This window comes from Pseudomonas arvensis (assembly GCF_056688935.1).
The window spans coordinates 4,537,279-4,553,866 of record NZ_CP162038.1 but is presented as its reverse complement, the minus strand read 5'-3'; the positions used below and the strand labels follow the sequence as shown (position 1 = coordinate 4,553,866).

15 protein-coding genes and 1 other RNA gene are annotated in these 16,588 nt (G+C 61.4%); 11 read left to right on the top strand and 5 right to left on the bottom strand.

The features are described 5' to 3' along the window. Nucleotides 1–10 precede the first annotated feature (10 nt). From ligA to AB3G88_RS20420, 5 genes are all read left to right on the top strand, one after another. On the top strand, nucleotides 11–2,368 hold the full coding sequence (ligA, locus tag AB3G88_RS20440) for an NAD-dependent DNA ligase LigA (RefSeq protein ID WP_480451390.1): 2,358 nt from the start codon (nucleotides 11–13) through the stop codon (nucleotides 2,366–2,368). 124 nt (nucleotides 2,369–2,492) lie between these two features. Next, complete coding sequence (locus AB3G88_RS20435) at nucleotides 2,493–3,659, top strand: zinc-binding metallopeptidase family protein (RefSeq protein WP_400528698.1); 1,167 nt, start codon at nucleotides 2,493–2,495, stop codon at nucleotides 3,657–3,659. A gap of 143 nt (nucleotides 3,660–3,802) precedes the next feature. After that, nucleotides 3,803–3,899: signal recognition particle sRNA small type (gene ffs, locus AB3G88_RS20430), an RNA gene on the top strand. Between the two features lie 244 nt (nucleotides 3,900–4,143). Further along, nucleotides 4,144–5,190, top strand: coding sequence for an N-acetylmuramidase family protein (locus AB3G88_RS20425; RefSeq protein WP_099582680.1), 1,047 nt, complete (start codon nucleotides 4,144–4,146; stop codon nucleotides 5,188–5,190). A 1-nt stretch (nucleotide 5,191) separates the two neighbouring features. Beyond that, a complete protein-coding gene (locus tag AB3G88_RS20420) occupies nucleotides 5,192–5,782 on the top strand; it encodes a hypothetical protein (protein ID WP_112196439.1) in 591 nt (196 codons plus the stop codon). A 6-nt stretch (nucleotides 5,783–5,788) separates the two neighbouring features. Here the strand turns inward: AB3G88_RS20420 and AB3G88_RS20415 are convergent, their stop codons facing one another. Continuing rightward, on the bottom strand, nucleotides 5,789–6,652 hold the full coding sequence (locus AB3G88_RS20415) for a LysR family transcriptional regulator (protein ID WP_099582678.1): 864 nt from the start codon (nucleotides 6,650–6,652) through the stop codon (nucleotides 5,789–5,791). Between the two features lie 102 nt (nucleotides 6,653–6,754). On the opposite strand from AB3G88_RS20415, the gene AB3G88_RS20410 reads away from it, so the two are divergent. Then, nucleotides 6,755–7,654, top strand: coding sequence for a DMT family transporter (locus AB3G88_RS20410; protein ID WP_480451386.1), 900 nt, complete (start codon nucleotides 6,755–6,757; stop codon nucleotides 7,652–7,654). Here AB3G88_RS20410 and AB3G88_RS20405 read toward each other — a convergent pair. Beyond that, the gene (locus AB3G88_RS20405; RefSeq protein ID WP_480451384.1) at nucleotides 7,605–8,363 is read right to left on the bottom strand and encodes a substrate-binding periplasmic protein; all 759 of its coding nucleotides are present in this window, start codon (nucleotides 8,361–8,363) and stop codon (nucleotides 7,605–7,607) included. The two genes, AB3G88_RS20410 and AB3G88_RS20405, sit on opposite strands and share 50 nt — an antisense overlap. A gap of 133 nt (nucleotides 8,364–8,496) precedes the next feature. Here AB3G88_RS20405 and dnaX point away from each other — a divergent pair, with 133 nt between their 5' ends. The 4 genes from dnaX to recR all read left to right on the top strand — a co-directional run bounded on the left by dnaX (nucleotide 8,497) and on the right by recR (nucleotide 12,787). Continuing rightward, the gene (gene dnaX, locus AB3G88_RS20400) at nucleotides 8,497–10,557 is read left to right on the top strand and encodes a DNA polymerase III subunit gamma/tau (protein ID WP_400528703.1); all 2,061 of its coding nucleotides are present in this window, start codon (nucleotides 8,497–8,499) and stop codon (nucleotides 10,555–10,557) included. Between the two features lie 44 nt (nucleotides 10,558–10,601). Then, nucleotides 10,602–10,940, top strand: a complete 339-nt coding sequence (locus tag AB3G88_RS20395) for a YbaB/EbfC family nucleoid-associated protein (RefSeq protein ID WP_099582674.1) — start codon at nucleotides 10,602–10,604, stop codon at nucleotides 10,938–10,940. 144 nt (nucleotides 10,941–11,084) lie between these two features. Next, nucleotides 11,085–12,119: an NADPH-dependent curcumin/dihydrocurcumin reductase gene (locus tag AB3G88_RS20390; RefSeq protein WP_099582673.1), complete on the top strand. Its 1,035-nt coding sequence runs from the start codon at nucleotides 11,085–11,087 to the stop codon at nucleotides 12,117–12,119. Nucleotides 12,120–12,184: 65 nt separating this feature from the next. Next, a complete protein-coding gene (gene recR, locus AB3G88_RS20385) occupies nucleotides 12,185–12,787 on the top strand; it encodes a recombination mediator RecR (protein ID WP_032887656.1) in 603 nt (200 codons plus the stop codon). 394 nt (nucleotides 12,788–13,181) lie between these two features. On the opposite strand, the gene AB3G88_RS20380 is transcribed toward recR, so the two are convergent. Next, a complete protein-coding gene (locus tag AB3G88_RS20380; protein ID WP_112196434.1) occupies nucleotides 13,182–13,730 on the bottom strand; it encodes an adenine phosphoribosyltransferase in 549 nt (182 codons plus the stop codon). Nucleotides 13,731–13,809: 79 nt separating this feature from the next. Continuing rightward, entirely contained in the window at nucleotides 13,810–14,544 is a 735-nt protein-coding gene (fnr, locus tag AB3G88_RS20375; RefSeq protein WP_099582671.1) for a fumarate/nitrate reduction transcriptional regulator Fnr, read from the bottom strand. 151 nt (nucleotides 14,545–14,695) lie between these two features. Here fnr and AB3G88_RS20370 point away from each other — a divergent pair, with 151 nt between their 5' ends. After that, nucleotides 14,696–15,163 carry a hypothetical protein gene (locus AB3G88_RS20370; protein WP_099582670.1) on the top strand — a complete coding sequence of 156 codons (468 nt, stop codon included), beginning with the start codon at nucleotides 14,696–14,698 and terminating at the stop codon, nucleotides 15,161–15,163. Here the strand turns inward: AB3G88_RS20370 and hemN are convergent, their stop codons facing one another. Further along, on the bottom strand, nucleotides 15,164–16,546 hold the full coding sequence (gene hemN / locus AB3G88_RS20365) for an oxygen-independent coproporphyrinogen III oxidase (protein ID WP_112196432.1): 1,383 nt from the start codon (nucleotides 16,544–16,546) through the stop codon (nucleotides 15,164–15,166). Nucleotides 16,547–16,588: the final 42 nt, after the last annotated feature.

Here is a 16,588-nt window from a genome sequence, read left to right as displayed (position 1 = left end):
GAGAACACCCATGACCGCCGCCCATACCCGCATCCTCGAACTGCGCGCTGAACTGGATCAGCACAACTACCGTTACCACGTCCTCGACGAGCCGAGCATTCCGGACGCCGAGTACGACCGGCTGTTCCACGAGCTCAAGGCTCTGGAGGCCGAGCATCCGGACCTGGTCACGCGGGATTCGCCGACGCAGCGGGTCGGCAGTGCGGCGTTGTCGGCGTTTACTCAGGTCAAGCACGAGATTCCGATGCTCAGCCTGGGCAATGCCTTTGATGAAACCACCATGCTGGAGTTTGATCGCCGGGTGACCGAAGGGCTCGACCTGCCGGTGGGTGATCTGTTTGGCAGTGGCGCAGCGGTGGAATACAGCTGCGAACCCAAGCTCGATGGCCTGGCGGTCAGCCTGCTGTATCAGGATGGCGAGCTGGTACGCGGCGCCACCCGTGGCGATGGCACCACGGGTGAGGACATCAGCGTCAACGTGCGCACGGTGCGCAACATCCCGCTGAAGCTGCATGGCACCGGCTGGCCGGCGACCCTGGAAGTGCGCGGTGAAGTGTTCATGTCCAAGGCCGGTTTCGAGCGGCTCAACGCCTCGCAGCTGGAAGTCGGTGGCAAGACCTTCGCCAACCCGCGCAACGCCGCCGCCGGCAGCCTGCGTCAGTTGGATTCGAAGATCACCGCCAGCCGCCCGCTGGAATTCTGCTGCTATGGCGTGACCACGGACATCAGCGACACCCATATTGGCAACCTGCAACAGTTGCAGAAATGGGGCATGCCGATCAGCCATGAGCTGAAGCTGGCCAAGGGTATTCAGGATTGCCTCGACTACTACCGGGATATCGGCGAGCGGCGTAACAGCCTGCCCTATGAAATCGACGGCGTTGTCTTCAAGGTCAACAGCATTGCCGCCCAGCGTGAACTGGGCTTCCGCGCCCGTGAACCGCGCTGGGCCATCGCCCATAAATTCCCGGCCCTGGAAGAGCTCACCGAACTGCTCGACGTGGAATTCCAAGTCGGCCGCACCGGTGCCGTCACCCCGGTGGCACGCCTGAAGCCGGTCAAGGTCGCGGGTGTGACCGTGTCCAACGCCACCTTGCACAACATGGACGAAGTGGCGCGCCTGGGCGTGATGATCGGCGATACAGTGATCATCCGCCGCGCCGGTGATGTGATCCCGCAAGTGGTGTCCGTGGTGCTTGAGCGCCGTCCGGCCGATGCCCGCGCAGTGCCGATCCCCGAGCGTTGCCCGGTGTGCGGCTCCCACGTGGAGCGCACGCAACTGGTCAAGCGCAGCAAGGGTAAGGAAACCATCAGTGAGGGCGCGGTGTACCGCTGCGTTGGGCGCCTGGCCTGTGGGGCGCAGCTCAAGCAGGCGATCATTCATTTCGTCTCGCGCCGGGCCATGGACATTGATGGCCTCGGCGACAAGACCATTGAGCAACTGGTGGATGAAAAACTCATCGGTTCGCCAGCCGACCTCTACAAACTAAAGTACGAGCAGATCATCGACCTGGAAGGCTTCGCCGATGTTTCCAGCAAGAAGCTGATCGGCGCCATCGAAAACAGCAAGACGCCGACCCTGGCGCGCTTTATCTACGCCCTGGGCATTCCGGATGTGGGCGAGGAGACCGCCAAGGTGCTGGCGCGCTCCTTGGCTTCTCTGGAGCGCGTGCAGCAGGCCTTGCCGCAAGTGCTCACGTACTTGCCCGACGTGGGCCTGGAAGTGGCGCACGAGATCCACAGCTTCTTTGAAGACACTCATAACCAGCAGGTAATCGGCGCACTCCTGTCGCCAAACGAGTGTGGGCTGCAATTGCAGGATCAGGGCGACCTCAGTGCCGAGTTCGCCGCCAGCACCACACTGGGCGGTTTGCTCGACAAACTGCACGTACCGTCCGTGGGCCCTGGCGCCGCGCAGAAACTGGCGGACAAGTTCGGCACCCTGGAAGGTGTGATCAAGGCCGACTGGCTGGACATGCGCCAGGCGTTGCCCGAGAAGCAGGCCAAGGCTGTGCGCGAGTTCTTCGACAACCCGGACAACGCTAACCTTGCCCTGGCCATCGAGCAGCAGCTCAAGGACTTCGGCATGCACTGGCAAAGCGAGAAAAAGGTCGTCGAAGGTTTGCCGGAGGCCGGACACACCTGGGTCCTCACCGGCTCCCTGGAACTGATGAGCCGCGACGTGGCCAAGGAGAAACTCGAAAGCCTCGGCGCCAAGGTGGCCGGTTCTGTCTCGGCGAAAACCCACTGCGTGGTGGCGGGGCCGGGCGCGGGTTCGAAGTTGGCCAAGGCCAGCGAGCTGGGCCTCAAGGTGCTGGATGAAGAAGCCTTCGTAGCCTTCCTGGCCAAGCACAACATCACCGTCTGACGTGGCATGGTTTTCTGTAGTGAGCGGGCTTGCCCCGCGCCGGGCTGCGCAGCAGCCCTGTAGGAAAGTGGAACGATCCCAAGCGCTAAATGATCTAGTCTCAGTCACCTAGGGAGAGATCGCCATGTTCCGCTACTTCGAGCAACTCAGTTCGCGCATCGCCGCACCGTTCATGGCCGAATCCTCGCGTAACAGCAAGGTCTGGCAGTGCCGTTGCGGCCAGTCCTTGTTCTTTCGCAACAGCCAATGCCTGGCCTGCGCAGCGCTGCTGGGCTACCAACCCCAGCAAAGCCGCCTGTCCTCATTGCAGCCCGGCCCCGTCGATGGCACCTGGTTGCAGGACGACAACCTGGACGCCGGCGCCTTTCGCCGTTGTGCCAACCTCGACACCCCGGCCGCCTGCAACTGGCTGATCCCGGCCCACAGCACCGCACCGCTGTGTGTGGCCTGTAGCCTCAATCGCACCATTCCCGACCTGTCGATCCCGGAAAACCCCGAACGCTGGCGCAAGGTGGAAACCGCCAAGCGTCGGTTGGTGGCGCAACTGATCAGCCTGGGCCTGCGCGTCGTGCCCAAGAGCGTTGACGAAGACACCGGCCTGGCCTTCGACTTCGTCGGTATCGACCTGGAAGGCAACGCGCCCATGACCGGCCACGCCAACGGCCTGATCACCCTCGACATCAAGGAAGCCGACGACGCCCACCGCGAGAAAATCCGTGTACAGATGCGCGAGCCGTACCGCACCTTGCTCGGTCACTTTCGCCATGAAGTCGGCCATTATTACTGGGATCGCCTGATTGCCAATACCCACTGGCAGCAACCTTTTCGCAGCCTGTTTGGCGACGAACGCGCCAGTTACGCCGAAGCCCTCGACCAGCATTACCAGAATGGCCCGCGTCCGGACTGGCAGCAAACCTGCGTCAGCGCCTACGCCACCATGCACCCGTGGGAAGACTGGGCCGAAACCTGGGCCCACTACCTGCACATGATGGACGCCGTCGACACCGCCCTGGGCTTTGGCATGAGCGCCCGTGAGATGGACCTGGATTATCAACCGTTCCCCCTCACCACGCTGTATGACCCCGAACACCCCAGCGGCCCGGCATTCCTGTCGTTCGTCAACGCCTGGATCGAACTGGCCGGCATGCTCAATGAACTGTCACGCGCCATGGGCCAGCCGGATTTCTACCCGTTCGTGCTGCCACCGGCGGTGATCGCCAAGCTGCACTTCATCCACCTGGTGATCCAGGAAGAGGGCGGCCGGGCGGATGAGGTACTGCAGGCACAATGATCAGCCAATGAGGGAGAAGCTGGTGACCATGGCAAGTGCTTGAACCCCTTCATATTTTTAATCCGTCACCAACGGTTGTAACTTCCGATGAGATCGGTACAATGGCCCCGCTTGCCGAGAGGCAGGCGTCGTTATGGTGACCCCATCGGTCCCCCCGCAACGATTACCCGTGAACCTGGTCAGAGCCGGAAGGCAGCAGCCACAGCGGGAACATTGTGTGCCGGGGTGTGGCTGGTGGGGTTGCCTCCATAACGCTCTTCCTTGCAGTACCCCCTTCGATTCAAATCCAAATTATTTATTTTCAGTCAACTGCCATTGTTTTATTGCGCGGTCGATGACGGCTGTTTCACAACTTTCCAAACCCTCTCTGGACAACCCCAGACTGCCTTGTTAGTTTGCGCCGGCCACTTGTTTCAGAGTGTGACAAGGGTACTGATTTGATATTGAAGTGCTATCACTTCTTTAACTAACAAGGATGTCTGTGATGAAAAGCCTGCAAGGGTTACCCCGTCTTATCACTGCGTCGGTAGGTGCGGCCGGTAAAGCCCGAAACTTGCCTGCCGATGTTCAGTGCATCCAGTATTTATTCAATTTGATCATTCCCAAGATGGGGTTCCCGCTGGCCGAAAACGGCAAGTGCGACGGCCAATTGGTGCAGTGCATCAGCCAATATCAGTTCCGTCATCTCAAGTACGCCCACCCTGATGGCGTGATCGACCCCACCGGCCGCACCTTCAACAGCCTGATCGAGGAAGCGGTGAAAGTGCCGGTGAAGGCCTTTCCGAGCATGCGCATCCCGACTTTTCTCAACGTGTTCGGCAACAATCAGGGCGATGCGGTGCAGGCCACGGTCAACGTGTACCTGGACCGCATGCGCGCGATGATCGAGGCCGAGCGGCGTAACCGGCAATTGATGCTCCAGGCCACGTGCGACGGGGGCATGACCCTCAGCGAAACGGACTTCCAGAACGCCGCCACGCAACTGGGCAGCGGTATTTCGGTGAATATCATCAAGGCGTTCGCAACCGTGGAGTCGGGCGGGCGCTCCGGCTTCGGGCCGGCCAAGTTGCCGGTGATCGCCTTTGAAGGGCACCTGTTTCGCAAATACACCAAGCACATCTACGACCAGGCGCACCCGCTGCTGTCCTACCCCTACAAGAAAAAGGCCGGGCCGCAGTGGCAGGCGAACAACAAGGACCAGGCCAAGGCCTGGGAAACCATGGCCACCGCATTTGCCCTGGACCAGGAAGCCGCCTTGATGTCGGCTTCGTGGGGCATGTTCCAGATCATGGGCTTCAACTTTGCGTCGTGCGGTTACAAGACGGTGTTTGAGTTTTCGGCGGCATTAAAGGTCAATGCCGGCAATCAACTAAAGGCATTCCTCGGTTTTTGCAGCAAAAGCCCGGCGTTGATGAAAGCCATGAAGGCCAAAGACTTTACCGGCATGGCGCGTAACTATAACGGTGAGGACTACGGCAACTACGACGTCCTTATGCAAAAAGCCTACGAAAAACTTGAAGGGAAAAAATAGGATGATCCGTTTACTCGCGATAGGTGTGTTGTCGTTGTGCGCTGTGGCGCCAGCCATGGCCGGTTCGGCTGCGCTGCATTCGGGCAAGTACGAAGGGCTGATGCTGGCGGTGACGCCGGAGCATCAGGTCGAAGGTTTCTACGCAGAATCAATGGGTGAGGGCGTAACACGCAGTTGTGCGTTCTACCTGCAAGGCAAGCCCGGCGCGCTCACTACCTGGCTCGACGACGCCTACCCTGGCAGCGTGGCGCCGTCGTCCGACGGCGTGACCCTGACCGTGGAGGAAGGCCGTCAGCATCCCGGCTGCATCAACGTCCTGATGCCGGAGATTGCCACCGGCCTGGACCTGACCCAGACCGCCAGCAAGCAGTGGATCGGTCTGGTCACTGTATCTGTCGACAAGGCTTACCTGCAGAAAACACCGGGCGCCAAGGTGGCCAAGCGCCCCTATATCGTCAAGAACGATGTGGTCGGTGTGCTGGCGTTCAAGGATGGCTGGGCCCAGGTTGAGTTCGTCAATGCTGACGACCGCTCGTTCAAGGGCTGGATCAGTCAGGATCAGTACGCGCGGTTGGCTGCACCCAAAAGCTGATCTCCATCAGCCGAACGTTTCGCGCAACAGCCCCGCAAACGCATCCCGCGCCAAGTGGCGCTGGGTGTCCTTGTGCCAGAACAGCAGGTTGTCCACGGCCTGCAATTCGTCAAACCGATAGGACGCCAATTGATTGGCCTGCTCATAGCGGGCCAGGATGCCTTCCGGTGCCAGCGCCACGCCAATTCCCGCACTCACGCAGCCGATAATCGTGCCCCAGCTGGCATAACTGGCGATGGCCGGCTTGACGTCATGGGGCTTGAGCCAGTTTTCCAGCGCCGCCCGGTAAGGGCAGCCCGATGGCCACACCAGCAGGGTACGGCCCGCCAGGTCTTCGGCACTGTGGATCGGCGCGCTGGACGCGCTGGCGATCAGCACCAGGCGTTCGCTGTAGACCACGCTGTGTTCAAGTTTGGAGCGCTTGTTGCTGGCGGCCACCAGTGCCACATCCAGGCGATGGTGTTGCAGATCGTCGAGTAACTGAGCCCAGGCGCCGGTCACCAGTTCCAGGCTGACATCCGGGTAGCGTCGATGGTATTCCGCCAGCAGCGGTGGCAGGCGGCCGCTCGCGCTGGACTCCACGGCGCCGATGCGCAAGGTGCCACGGGGGATGGCATTGGCGTCCACCGCGCGCTTGGACTCCTCCACCAACGCGAGAATGCGTTCGCAGTAGTCCAGGAAAATTTCGCCGGCCGCGCTGATGGCCAGCCCACGCCCGGCACGGATAAACAGCGGCGTGCCCAACTCGCTTTCCAACTGCTTGATGCGTGTGGTGATGTTGGACGGCACGCAGTGCAGTTGCACGGCCGCCTGGGCCACGCTGCCGGTTTGCGCGACGGCTCGCACCATTTTCAGTTGGGCCAGTTCCATTGCTCAGTTCCGCTGATTTCAGAAGTCAGAAACACTTAATTGTCCTACGGCATGCCGGGGCCAAGACTGATGGCATTCCTTCTTAGTTTCTGGACGCCATCGATGAACACCCCGTCACCCGTGAAGCTTACGCTAGTCATCGCCAGCGTGATCCTCTGTTGGGCCTATTCGCCGATTGGTGTGCACATGGGCTTGCACAGCTACAGCCCCGGTCATCTGGCGTTGCTGCGGTTTCTGATTGCCTCGGTGTTCATGGGCGGTGTGGCGCTGGTGGTCGGGATCGGTCGGCCGCGCCTGCGGGATGTGCCGTGGTTGTTGGTACTGGGTTTTTTCGGCGTTTTCTTGCACCACATGAGCCTCAATGCCGGGCAGCAATGGGTGACGGCGGCGGCGTCCAGTGTATTGGCGCAGTCGGCGCCCTTGTTCAGCGTGCTGATCGCGTTTTTCTGCTTGAAGGAGCGGGTCAGCGCCTGGCGTTGGGGCTGCGTACTCTCGGGGTTGTTCGGTGTGCTGGTGGTGATCTGGGGCGACCAGGGCGTAGGTGATATCGACCCGCGGGGATTGCTGATCCTGCTGGCGGCGTTGTCGTGGAGCATGTATTTCGCCATTCAGAAGCACTACGCCCTTCGCTACAGCCCGCTGACCCTGGCGTGCTACATGGTGTGGGTGGGCACCCTGATGCTTTGCGTCAATTTGCCTGGCTTGCCGGCGGCCGTTGTGCGAGCGCCGTTGCCGGAGAACCTGGCGGTGCTGGTGCTGGGTATTTTTCCCAGCGCCCTGGCCTACCTGGCCTGGGGCTATGTGCTCAAGTATGTCGAGGTGAGCCGCGCATCGGTGGCGATGTACCTGATTCCGCCGGTGGCGATGGTGATGGCCGCAACGCTGCTGGGTGAACAGATTGCACGGCAGGTGGTGCTCGGTGGGGTGATGGTGCTGGCCAGTGTGGCCGCCATCAGTCTGGAAGGGCGCTGGAGGCGGGCTGTCCGGTATACAACTGGATAATGTCGTCGATCTCCCCCGACATCTTCATCTGCAACAACGTGCGCAAAATCCTCTGCACCGGCACGTCCGGGTCATTGCGCACGATGCAGCCCAGGTTTTGCTCGTTGATCACCGCCACTTTGTGCAGCCGTCGGCCGACGGGCATGTTCTGGTTGAACCGGTCCAGGATCCACTCATTGATAACCGCATATTTGAAGCGCCCGGCCACCAGCTTGTGCAGCACCTGATCTTCACTGCGGGCATCGTCGCGGGTGAGTTGGCCGCTGGCAAACAGCGGGTCGAGGGTGGCGTAGCGGTAATTGAGCACCGTGCCGATGGCCTGGGGCGCCAACTGGGGGAGGGACACCGCCTGCACTGGGATGTGCGTGCTCACCAGTACGTTGCGCTGCACCATCAGCGGCAGGCTCCAGGTGTAATTGCCGGAAAAATTATCGACCCACGCCTGGGTGACATAACAGCGCACATCAACCTCGCCGTGGTCCATGGCGGCTGCGATGCGTGCCCGGGCGAGCACCTTGAACTGCGCCGGGTGGCCGACCTGAGTGGCCAGGCTCAACATCACGTCATACAAAATACCCTGGGTTGGCCGACCGTTCTCCAACTGCACCATGGGCATCGCCCAGCTGTCGGAAACCGAGAAACGCAACGGTGCAGGCGCCGCCAGGCAGGCCGTGGTCATCATCCATAAAGCGCCCAGGACTACGCGCATACACTCTCCGGGTTCAGGCCTTTGAGGGGCCAGTCAGGACAGCTTAGTCAGATTAGGCGAGCGTGCCGGATGCAATTTCCCCCTTGCTCCGCTAGCATTACCGGCTTCCGCTTCCCAGTTGCGACGGTTTTCGATGAGTTATCAGGTTCTTGCACGTAAATGGCGTCCGCGCTCGTTCCGCGAAATGGTCGGCCAGACCCATGTGCTCAAGGCTCTGATCAATGCCTTGGACAGCCAACGGCTGCACCACGCCTACCTGTTCACCGGTACGCGCGGGGTGGGCAAGACCACCATTGCGCGCATCATCGCCAAATGCCTGAACTGTGAAACCGGTATCACTTCGACGCCCTGCGGGACTTGCTCGGTGTGCCGGGAAATCGACGAAGGGCGTTTTGTCGACCTGATCGAAATCGACGCCGCGAGCCGCACCAAGGTCGAAGACACCCGCGAACTGCTCGACAATGTGCAGTACGCGCCGAGCCGCGGCCGCTTCAAGGTCTACCTGATCGACGAAGTGCACATGCTGTCCAGCCATTCCTTCAACGCGCTGTTGAAAACCCTGGAAGAGCCGCCGCCCTACGTCAAATTCATCCTGGCCACCACCGACCCGCAGAAACTTCCCGCAACGATTCTGTCGCGGTGCCTGCAGTTCTCCCTGAAAAACATGACCCCCGAGCGTGTGGTCGAGCATTTGACCCACGTGCTGGGCGTCGAGAACGTACCGTTCGAAGACGACGCGTTGTGGCTGCTCGGCCGCGCCGCCGATGGCTCGATGCGTGATGCCATGAGCCTCACCGACCAAGCCATCGCCTTTGGTGAAGGCAAGGTCATGGCAGCCGATGTGCGCGCCATGCTCGGCACCCTCGACCATGGCCAGGTGTTCGACGTGCTGCACGCCCTGATCGAAGGTGACGCCAAGGCATTGCTCGAAGCCGTGCGCCACCTCTCCGAGCAAGGCCCGGACTGGAACGGCGTGCTCTCGGAAATCCTCAATGTGCTGCACCGCGTTGCCATCGCCCAGGCCTTGCCTGAAGGTGTCGACAACGGCCATGGCGACCGCGACCGCGTGTTGGGTCTGGCTCAGGCGTTGCCGGCCGAAGATGTGCAGTTCTACTACCAGATGGGCCTGATCGGCCGTCGCGACCTGCCCCTGGCGCCGGACCCACGTGGTGGCTTTGAGATGGTCTTGCTGCGGATGCTGGCCTTCCGGCCCGCCGATACGGCCGACGCGCCGAGACAGCCGCTAAAGCCAGTGGGGATCAGCCAGGCCACAGTTGATTCCGCCAAACCAGTGGCTGGCGCGGCGGTGGTTGCGCCAGTGGTTGCGGCCCCTGCGCCTGTTGCGCAGGTTCCTGAGCCTGAGCCCGTTGTGGTCGCGCCAGTGGTCGAGCCGGCACCGGTGGTGGAGCCCGAACCTGCGCCCGTGGTCGATCTGCCCTGGAACGACCCGGTGGAGACCGAAGCCGAGCCCGAGCAGCAGCCCGCCGTGGAGCCTGTACTGGAAACCACTGGCGAGCAGCCCGAGTTGACCCCGATGCCCGCGCCAACTCCGGACAGCGTGGTGCCGGATGCCCCGGAGTGGGTGTCCGCACCGGTCCCTGAGCCGACCGTCGCTCAGGTTGAAGCCGCAACCCCAGGCATCGACCTCGACGACGAGCCGCCGCTTGATGAAGACTACATCGAGCCGGACATGGATTCGGCCTACAGCTACCTTGACGACCTTGCCAGCGAACACACTGCCGAGCCGGCCCCCGAGCCCGAAGCAGAGCCTGCCGCAGCCCCGGCCACCGGTCTGGCGTTGCAATGGCTGGAACTGTTCCCGAAACTGCCGATCTCCGGGATGACCGGCAGCATCGCCGCCAACTGCACACTGATTTCCATTGATGGCGACCACTGGCTGTTGCACCTGGACCCGGCCCACAGCGCCCTGTTCAACGCGACCCAGCAGCGTCGCCTCAACGATGCGCTGAACCAGTACCATGGGCGCACGCTGACCATCGCCATCGAGTTGATCAAGCCCGAGCAGGAAACCCCGGCCCAGGCCGCGACCCGCCGGCGTATCAACCGTCAGCGCGAGGCTGAGGATTCGATCCACGCAGACCCGCTCATCCAGCAAATGATGCAACAGTTTGGGGCGGTCGTCCGTCACGATACTATTGAACCTGTCGAAGCCCCGGTGCCCCAAGCGTCATGACACCGGGCTACTAACTTGATCCACGTACTTTTGAGGTGATTCCCATGATGAAAGGTGGCATGGCCGGCCTGATGAAGCAGGCGCAGCAGATGCAGGAAAAGATGGCCAAGATGCAGGAAGAACTGGCCAACGCCGAAGTCACCGGTAAAGCCGGTGGCGATATGGTCAGCGTGGTGATGACCGGTCGTCACGACATCAAACGCGTGAGCATCGACCCAAGCGTGCTGCCGGGCGTGGGTGAAGATGACCTGGAAATGCTTGAAGCGCTGTTCGCCGCGGCCGTCAACGACGCCGTGCGCAAGATCGAAGCCAACAGCCAGGAAAAAATGGGCGCCGCGACCGCCGGCATGCAACTGCCGCCGGGCATGAAGATGCCGTTCTGATTATCCAGCGTTAGCTAGACTCCAATGCCAGGCCCAGTGCCTGGCATTTTTGTTTGTGCCGCTTTCAATCAAACCCCGATCGAACCCTGGCACGGCACCGATGGTCTGCACCCTATACCGATCAATTCGATAAGGAGCCCCCTGATGCCTCAAGAACTGACCCTGAACCAACGCATCGTGCTGGTCTCGCGGCCCCAAGGCGCGCCCACTCCGGAAAACTTTCGCCTGGAACGCGTGAGCCTGCCGGAGCTGGCGGACGGCCAGGTCCTGCTCAAGACCCTCTACCTGTCCCTCGATCCCTACATGCGCGGGCGCATGAGCGACGCACCTTCCTATGCCGCACCGGTGGAAATCGACGAGGTGATGACCGGTGGTGCTGTCAGCCGTATCGAGCAGTCGCGTAATCCAAAATTCGAAGTGGGTGATCTGGTGGTCGGCGCCACGGGTTGGCAGAGCCACAGCATTTCCGACGGCCGCAACCTCATTCCGGTGCCCAAGGGGCTGGCGAGCCCATCCATGGCACTTGGTGTGCTGGGCATGCCCGGCATGACCGCCTACATGGGCCTGATGGACATCGGCCAGCCCAAGGCCGGCGAAACCTTGGTGGTGGCTGCGGCATCCGGTGCGGTCGGCTCGGTAGTGGGGCAGGTGGCCAAGCTCAAGGGCTTGCGTGTGATCGGTATTGCGGGCGGCGCCGACAAGTGCCGCTATGTGGTGGACGAGCTGGGCTTCGATGCCTGTATCGACCACAAGAGCGCAGACTTCGCCGATCAACTGGCCCAGGCCTGCTTCAAGGGCGTGGACATCTATTTCGAGAACGTCGGCGGCAAGGTATTCGACGCCGTGCTGCCCTTGCTCAACCCCAAGGCGCGCATTCCCCTGTGCGGCCTGATTGCCGGCTACAACGCCCATGAAGCCCCCAGCGGCCCTGATCGCCTGCCGGCGCTGCAACGCACCTTGCTGACCAAGCGGGTACGCATCCAGGGCTTTATCGTGTTCGACGACTACGGTGATCGCCAGCCCGAGTTCCTCAGTGCCATGGCGCCATGGGTGCGTGATGGCAAGATCAAGTTCCGCGAGGACGTGGTCGATGGCCTGGAGCAGGCGCCCGAAGCCTTTATCGGTCTGCTTGAAGGGCGCAACTTCGGCAAGTTGGTGGTGCGGGTCGCGCAGGATTGAGGATTTGACGCTAATCCGGGGCGCGGGTATAAACCGCGTCTCGTTGTTTTGTCGGACCAATGCCCATGAGCTTCAGCCCCCTGATTCGCCAACTGATCGACGCCCTGCGCACGTTGCCGGGCGTCGGCCAGAAAACCGCCCAGCGCATGGCGCTGCAACTGCTGGAGCGTGATCGCAGCGGCGGCACCCGGTTGGCCCAGGCCCTGAGCCAGGCCATGACGGGCGTCGGCCACTGCCGCCAGTGCCGCACCCTCACCGAAGAAGACCTCTGCCCGCAATGCGCCGACCCGCGCCGCGACGACACGTTGCTGTGCGTGGTGGAAGGCCCGATGGACGTCTACGCGGTGGAGCAGACCGGCTATCGCGGGCGCTACTTTGTACTCAAGGGGCACCTGTCGCCGCTCGACGGCCTGGGCCCGGAAGCCATCGGCATTCCGCAACTGGTAGCGCGGATTGAAGAGCAGGGCACCTTTACCGAGGTGATCCTGGCCACCAACCCGACCGTGGAAGGCGAAGCCACCGCCCATTACATCGCTCAACTGCTGAGCAACAAAGGCCTGATCACTTCGCGTATCGCCCATGGCGTTCCGCTGGGGGGCGAGCTGGAATTGGTGGATGGCGGCACCCTGGCCCACTCCTTTGCCGGTCGCAAGCCCATCGCCCTCTGACGATCAGCGCAGGGCTGAAAATGTGGGTGTCTCAGTCAACACATTCTTTGGCTGAGACACTGCATCGGGGGCAAGCCCCCTCCCACATGTTGAATGTATTCACAGATCAAAGGTGGGAGGGGGCTTGCCCCCGATGGGCATAGCTATCTACACAACTCTCAAAGGCTTATACATAACTCTGTGGTGAGCGGGCTTGTCCCGCGCTGGGCTGCGCAGCAGCCCCAAAACCAGGCAACTTGGTTTTTCTGAAAAAACGCGGTGGCTTTGATGGGGCTGCTTCGCAGCCCAGCGCGGGACAAGCCCGCTCACCACAACAGCCCAGTTGCCATAGATTCAGCATCCACAGGAAGTTGTGTAGATACCTATGCCCCGATGGGGCCGGCCCCGACAACCACTACCTTTCAGTCAACGCAAACTGCGTCAGGCAAAACGTCGGAATCCCCATATCTTCCAACCGCTGCGAGCCACCCAGCTCCGGCAAATCAATAATCGCTGCCGCTTCAAAAATCTTCGCGCCCATGCGCCGCACCAGGTTCGCCGCGGCAATCAGGGTGCCGCCCGTGGCGATCAGGTCATCGAACATCAATACCGAGTCGCCTTCGCACAGGCTGTCGGCGTGCACTTCCAGAAAGGCTTCGCCGTATTCGGTCTGGTAACCCTCGGCCAGCACGTCCGCCGGCAGCTTGCCTTGCTTGCGGAACAGGATCAGTGGTTTGTTCAGTTGATAGGCAATGATCGAGCCGATCAGGAAGCCGCGGGCATCCATTGCGCCGATGTGGGTGAAGTCGGCTTCGACATAGCGATGGGCAAAGGTGTCGGCCACCAGGCGCAGGGCCTTGGGCGATTGGAACAGCGGCGTGATGTCACGGAAGATCACCCCAGGCTTGGGGAAGTCGATGACGGGGCGGATCAGGGATTTGATGTCGAACGAATCGAAGGTCATCGTCGAAGAGTCCTGGGAGGAAAACGGACCCGAAGTATACCTGCGGCCTTGCCAAATGGCCCGGCCGCAAGTGTCTGTATCAGCCCTCTAGAGAACCACCCGCCAGCGCGCACAGCTGGATCGGGTCGAGGATGTGCACTTCCTTGCCTTCGGCGGCAATCAACTCGTTCTGCTGGAAACGGGTGAACACGCGGGACACGGTTTCCACCGCCAGGCCCAGGTAGTTGCCGATTTCATTGCGCGACATGCTCAGGCGGAACTGGTTGGCCGAGAAACCACGGGCCCGGAATCGCGCCGAGAGGTTGACCAGGAATGTCGCGATGCGCTCGTCGGCGGTTTTCTTCGAAAGCAGCAGCATCATCTGCTGATCGTCACGGATTTCGCGGCTCATCACGCGCATCAGCTGACGGCGCAGTTGAGGCAACTGTATGGCCAGTTCATCCAGGCGTTCGAAGGGGATTTCGCACACCGACGTGGTCTCCAGCGCCTGGGCCGACACGGGATGCATCTCTGTGTCCATGCCCGACAAACCCACCAGTTCGCTAGGCAGGTGGAAACCGGTGATCTGCTCTTCGCCGTTGTCGCTCAGGCTGAAGGTCTTCAGCGCGCCCGAACGTACTGCATAGACGGAGTCGAACCTGTCGCCCTGGCGAAACAGAAACTCGCCTTTTTTCAGCGGGCGCCCGCGTTTAACGATGTCGTCCAGCGCATCCATGTCTTCCAGATTCAGCGAAAGTGGCAGGCAGAGGGGGGCGAGGCTGCAATCCTTGCAGTGAGCCTGGCTGTGAGCGCGCAGTTTGACTGGCTCGGACATTTCTTAAATCCTTGTGGGAAAACACACATAAGACGTAAGGGTAACGCACTGGGGGGCAGTCAGGCCAGCCTGTACAAAAAACCGGCAGCGGTATAAAGCTTTTTGTACCGATGCCGATACAAGGGCATTCCCATACGCCGGAGCTCGTACGATGTCTGTCATCGCCGCCTACAATCCTGCCATCCGAGTTCCTACAGTGTCGGGCGCGAAGTCAGCGGCCGAAACCGCCGTAAAAGATCAGGCCGCTGCACCCGCTGCCGAAACCAACGTGCTGGAAGGCGTGAAGGTGACGATTTCCGGCGCGGCGTTCAAGGCGGTGGCGGTGGCCAGTAAAGCCAACTCCGATATTGATGGCAGTGGCCTGGACGACAGCGTTAAACAGATCCTCAAAATGATCCGCAAGCTCAAGCAACAGATCGCCGAGAAAATGGCTGAGCTTCAGGCGGTCGCGAATGACAATAGCCTGACGCCGGAGCAGGCCCGGGTTAAGACCAACAACATCCAGGGCGCTATCAGCTCGCTGCAGGCCGGGTTGATGACCTCCCAGGGCTCCCTGCTCAAGGCGATGAAAAGCATGAGCGCTGATGGTGCCCTCAAGGCCGCTTCGTTGTCGATGTAACTAGATCACCCGTGAAAATCGTTGCCTGTTCTGGTGCTCCAGGTAGGCATCGAACACCATGCACACCGAGCGCACCAGCAAGCGGCCGGCGGGCAGCACCCGAATGCCCTGGGCGTCGAGCTCGATCAGGCCGTCCTCGGCCATGGCCTCAAGTTGCGGCCAGATCTCGTCGAAGTACCCACGAAAATCAATGTTGAAGGCCTGTTCGACGGGTTCGAATGCCAGGCTGAACGTGCAGATCAACTGCTGAATCACCTCCCGCCTCAGCCGATCATCCGTGGTGCAGACCAAGCCGCGGCTGGTGGCCAGTTGCGCACCAGCCAAGGTGTTCTGGTAGCCGTTGAGGTCACTGCTGTTCTGGCAATACAGGTCGCCGATCTGGCTGATCGCCGACACACCGAGGCCGATCAGGTCGCAATGGCCGTGGGTGGTGTAGCCCTGGAAGTTGCGTTGCAGGGTACCTTCCTCCTGGGCGATGGCCAGTTCGTCATCCGGCAGCGCGAAGTGGTCCATGCCGATGTAGCGATAGCCGGCCTGGGTCAGTTGCTCGATGGTGGTTTGCAGCATCAGCAACTTTTCCGCCGGCGCCGGCAGCTCGTCGCTGTTGATGCGCCGCTGGGGCATGAAGCGCTCCGGCAGGTGCGCGTAGTTGAACACCGACAGGCGGTCCGGTTGCAGTTTGATCACCTCTTCCACGGTGCGCGCGAAGTTGATCGGCGTCTGCTTGGGCAGGCCGTAGATCAGGTCGATATTGATCGAGCGAAACTGCAGGGTGCGCGCCGCATCAATCACCGCACGGGTCTCTTCCAGGCTTTGCAGGCGATTGACCGCCCGCTGTACCTCGGGGTCGAGGTCTTGCAGGCCGATACTGACGCGGTTGAAGCCCAGCTCACGCAGCAGGCCCATGGTGGCCCAGTCGGCTTCGCGTGGGTCGATCTCGATGCCGTAGTCGCCGGAATCATCATCGAGCAAATGGAAATGCTGGCGCAGGCGGCCCATGACCTGGCGCAGTTCGTCGTGGCTGAGAAACGTCGGGGTGCCGCCGCCGAAATGCAGCTGTTCCACCGGCTGTTTCGGGTCAAGGTGGCAGGCCACCAATTGGATTTCCTGCTCCAGGCGTTGCAGGTACGCCTGGGCGCGGCCACGGTCCTTGGTGATCACCTTGTTGCAGGCGCAGTAGTAGCAAATGTTGGCGCAGAACGGCACATGCACATACAGCGACAAGGGGCGCACGGCCTTGCGACTGTCGCGCAGGGCGTGGAGCAGGTCGAAGGTGCCGACTTGGCTATCGAATTGTACGGCGGTGGGGTAGGACGTATAACGTGGTCCCGCCAGGTCGTAGCGATGAATCAGATCGGTGTCCCAACGAATGGCGTCGAGCATGCGGGCGTCCCCCGGATAGGCTAATGGGCCGAGTCTAGGGGC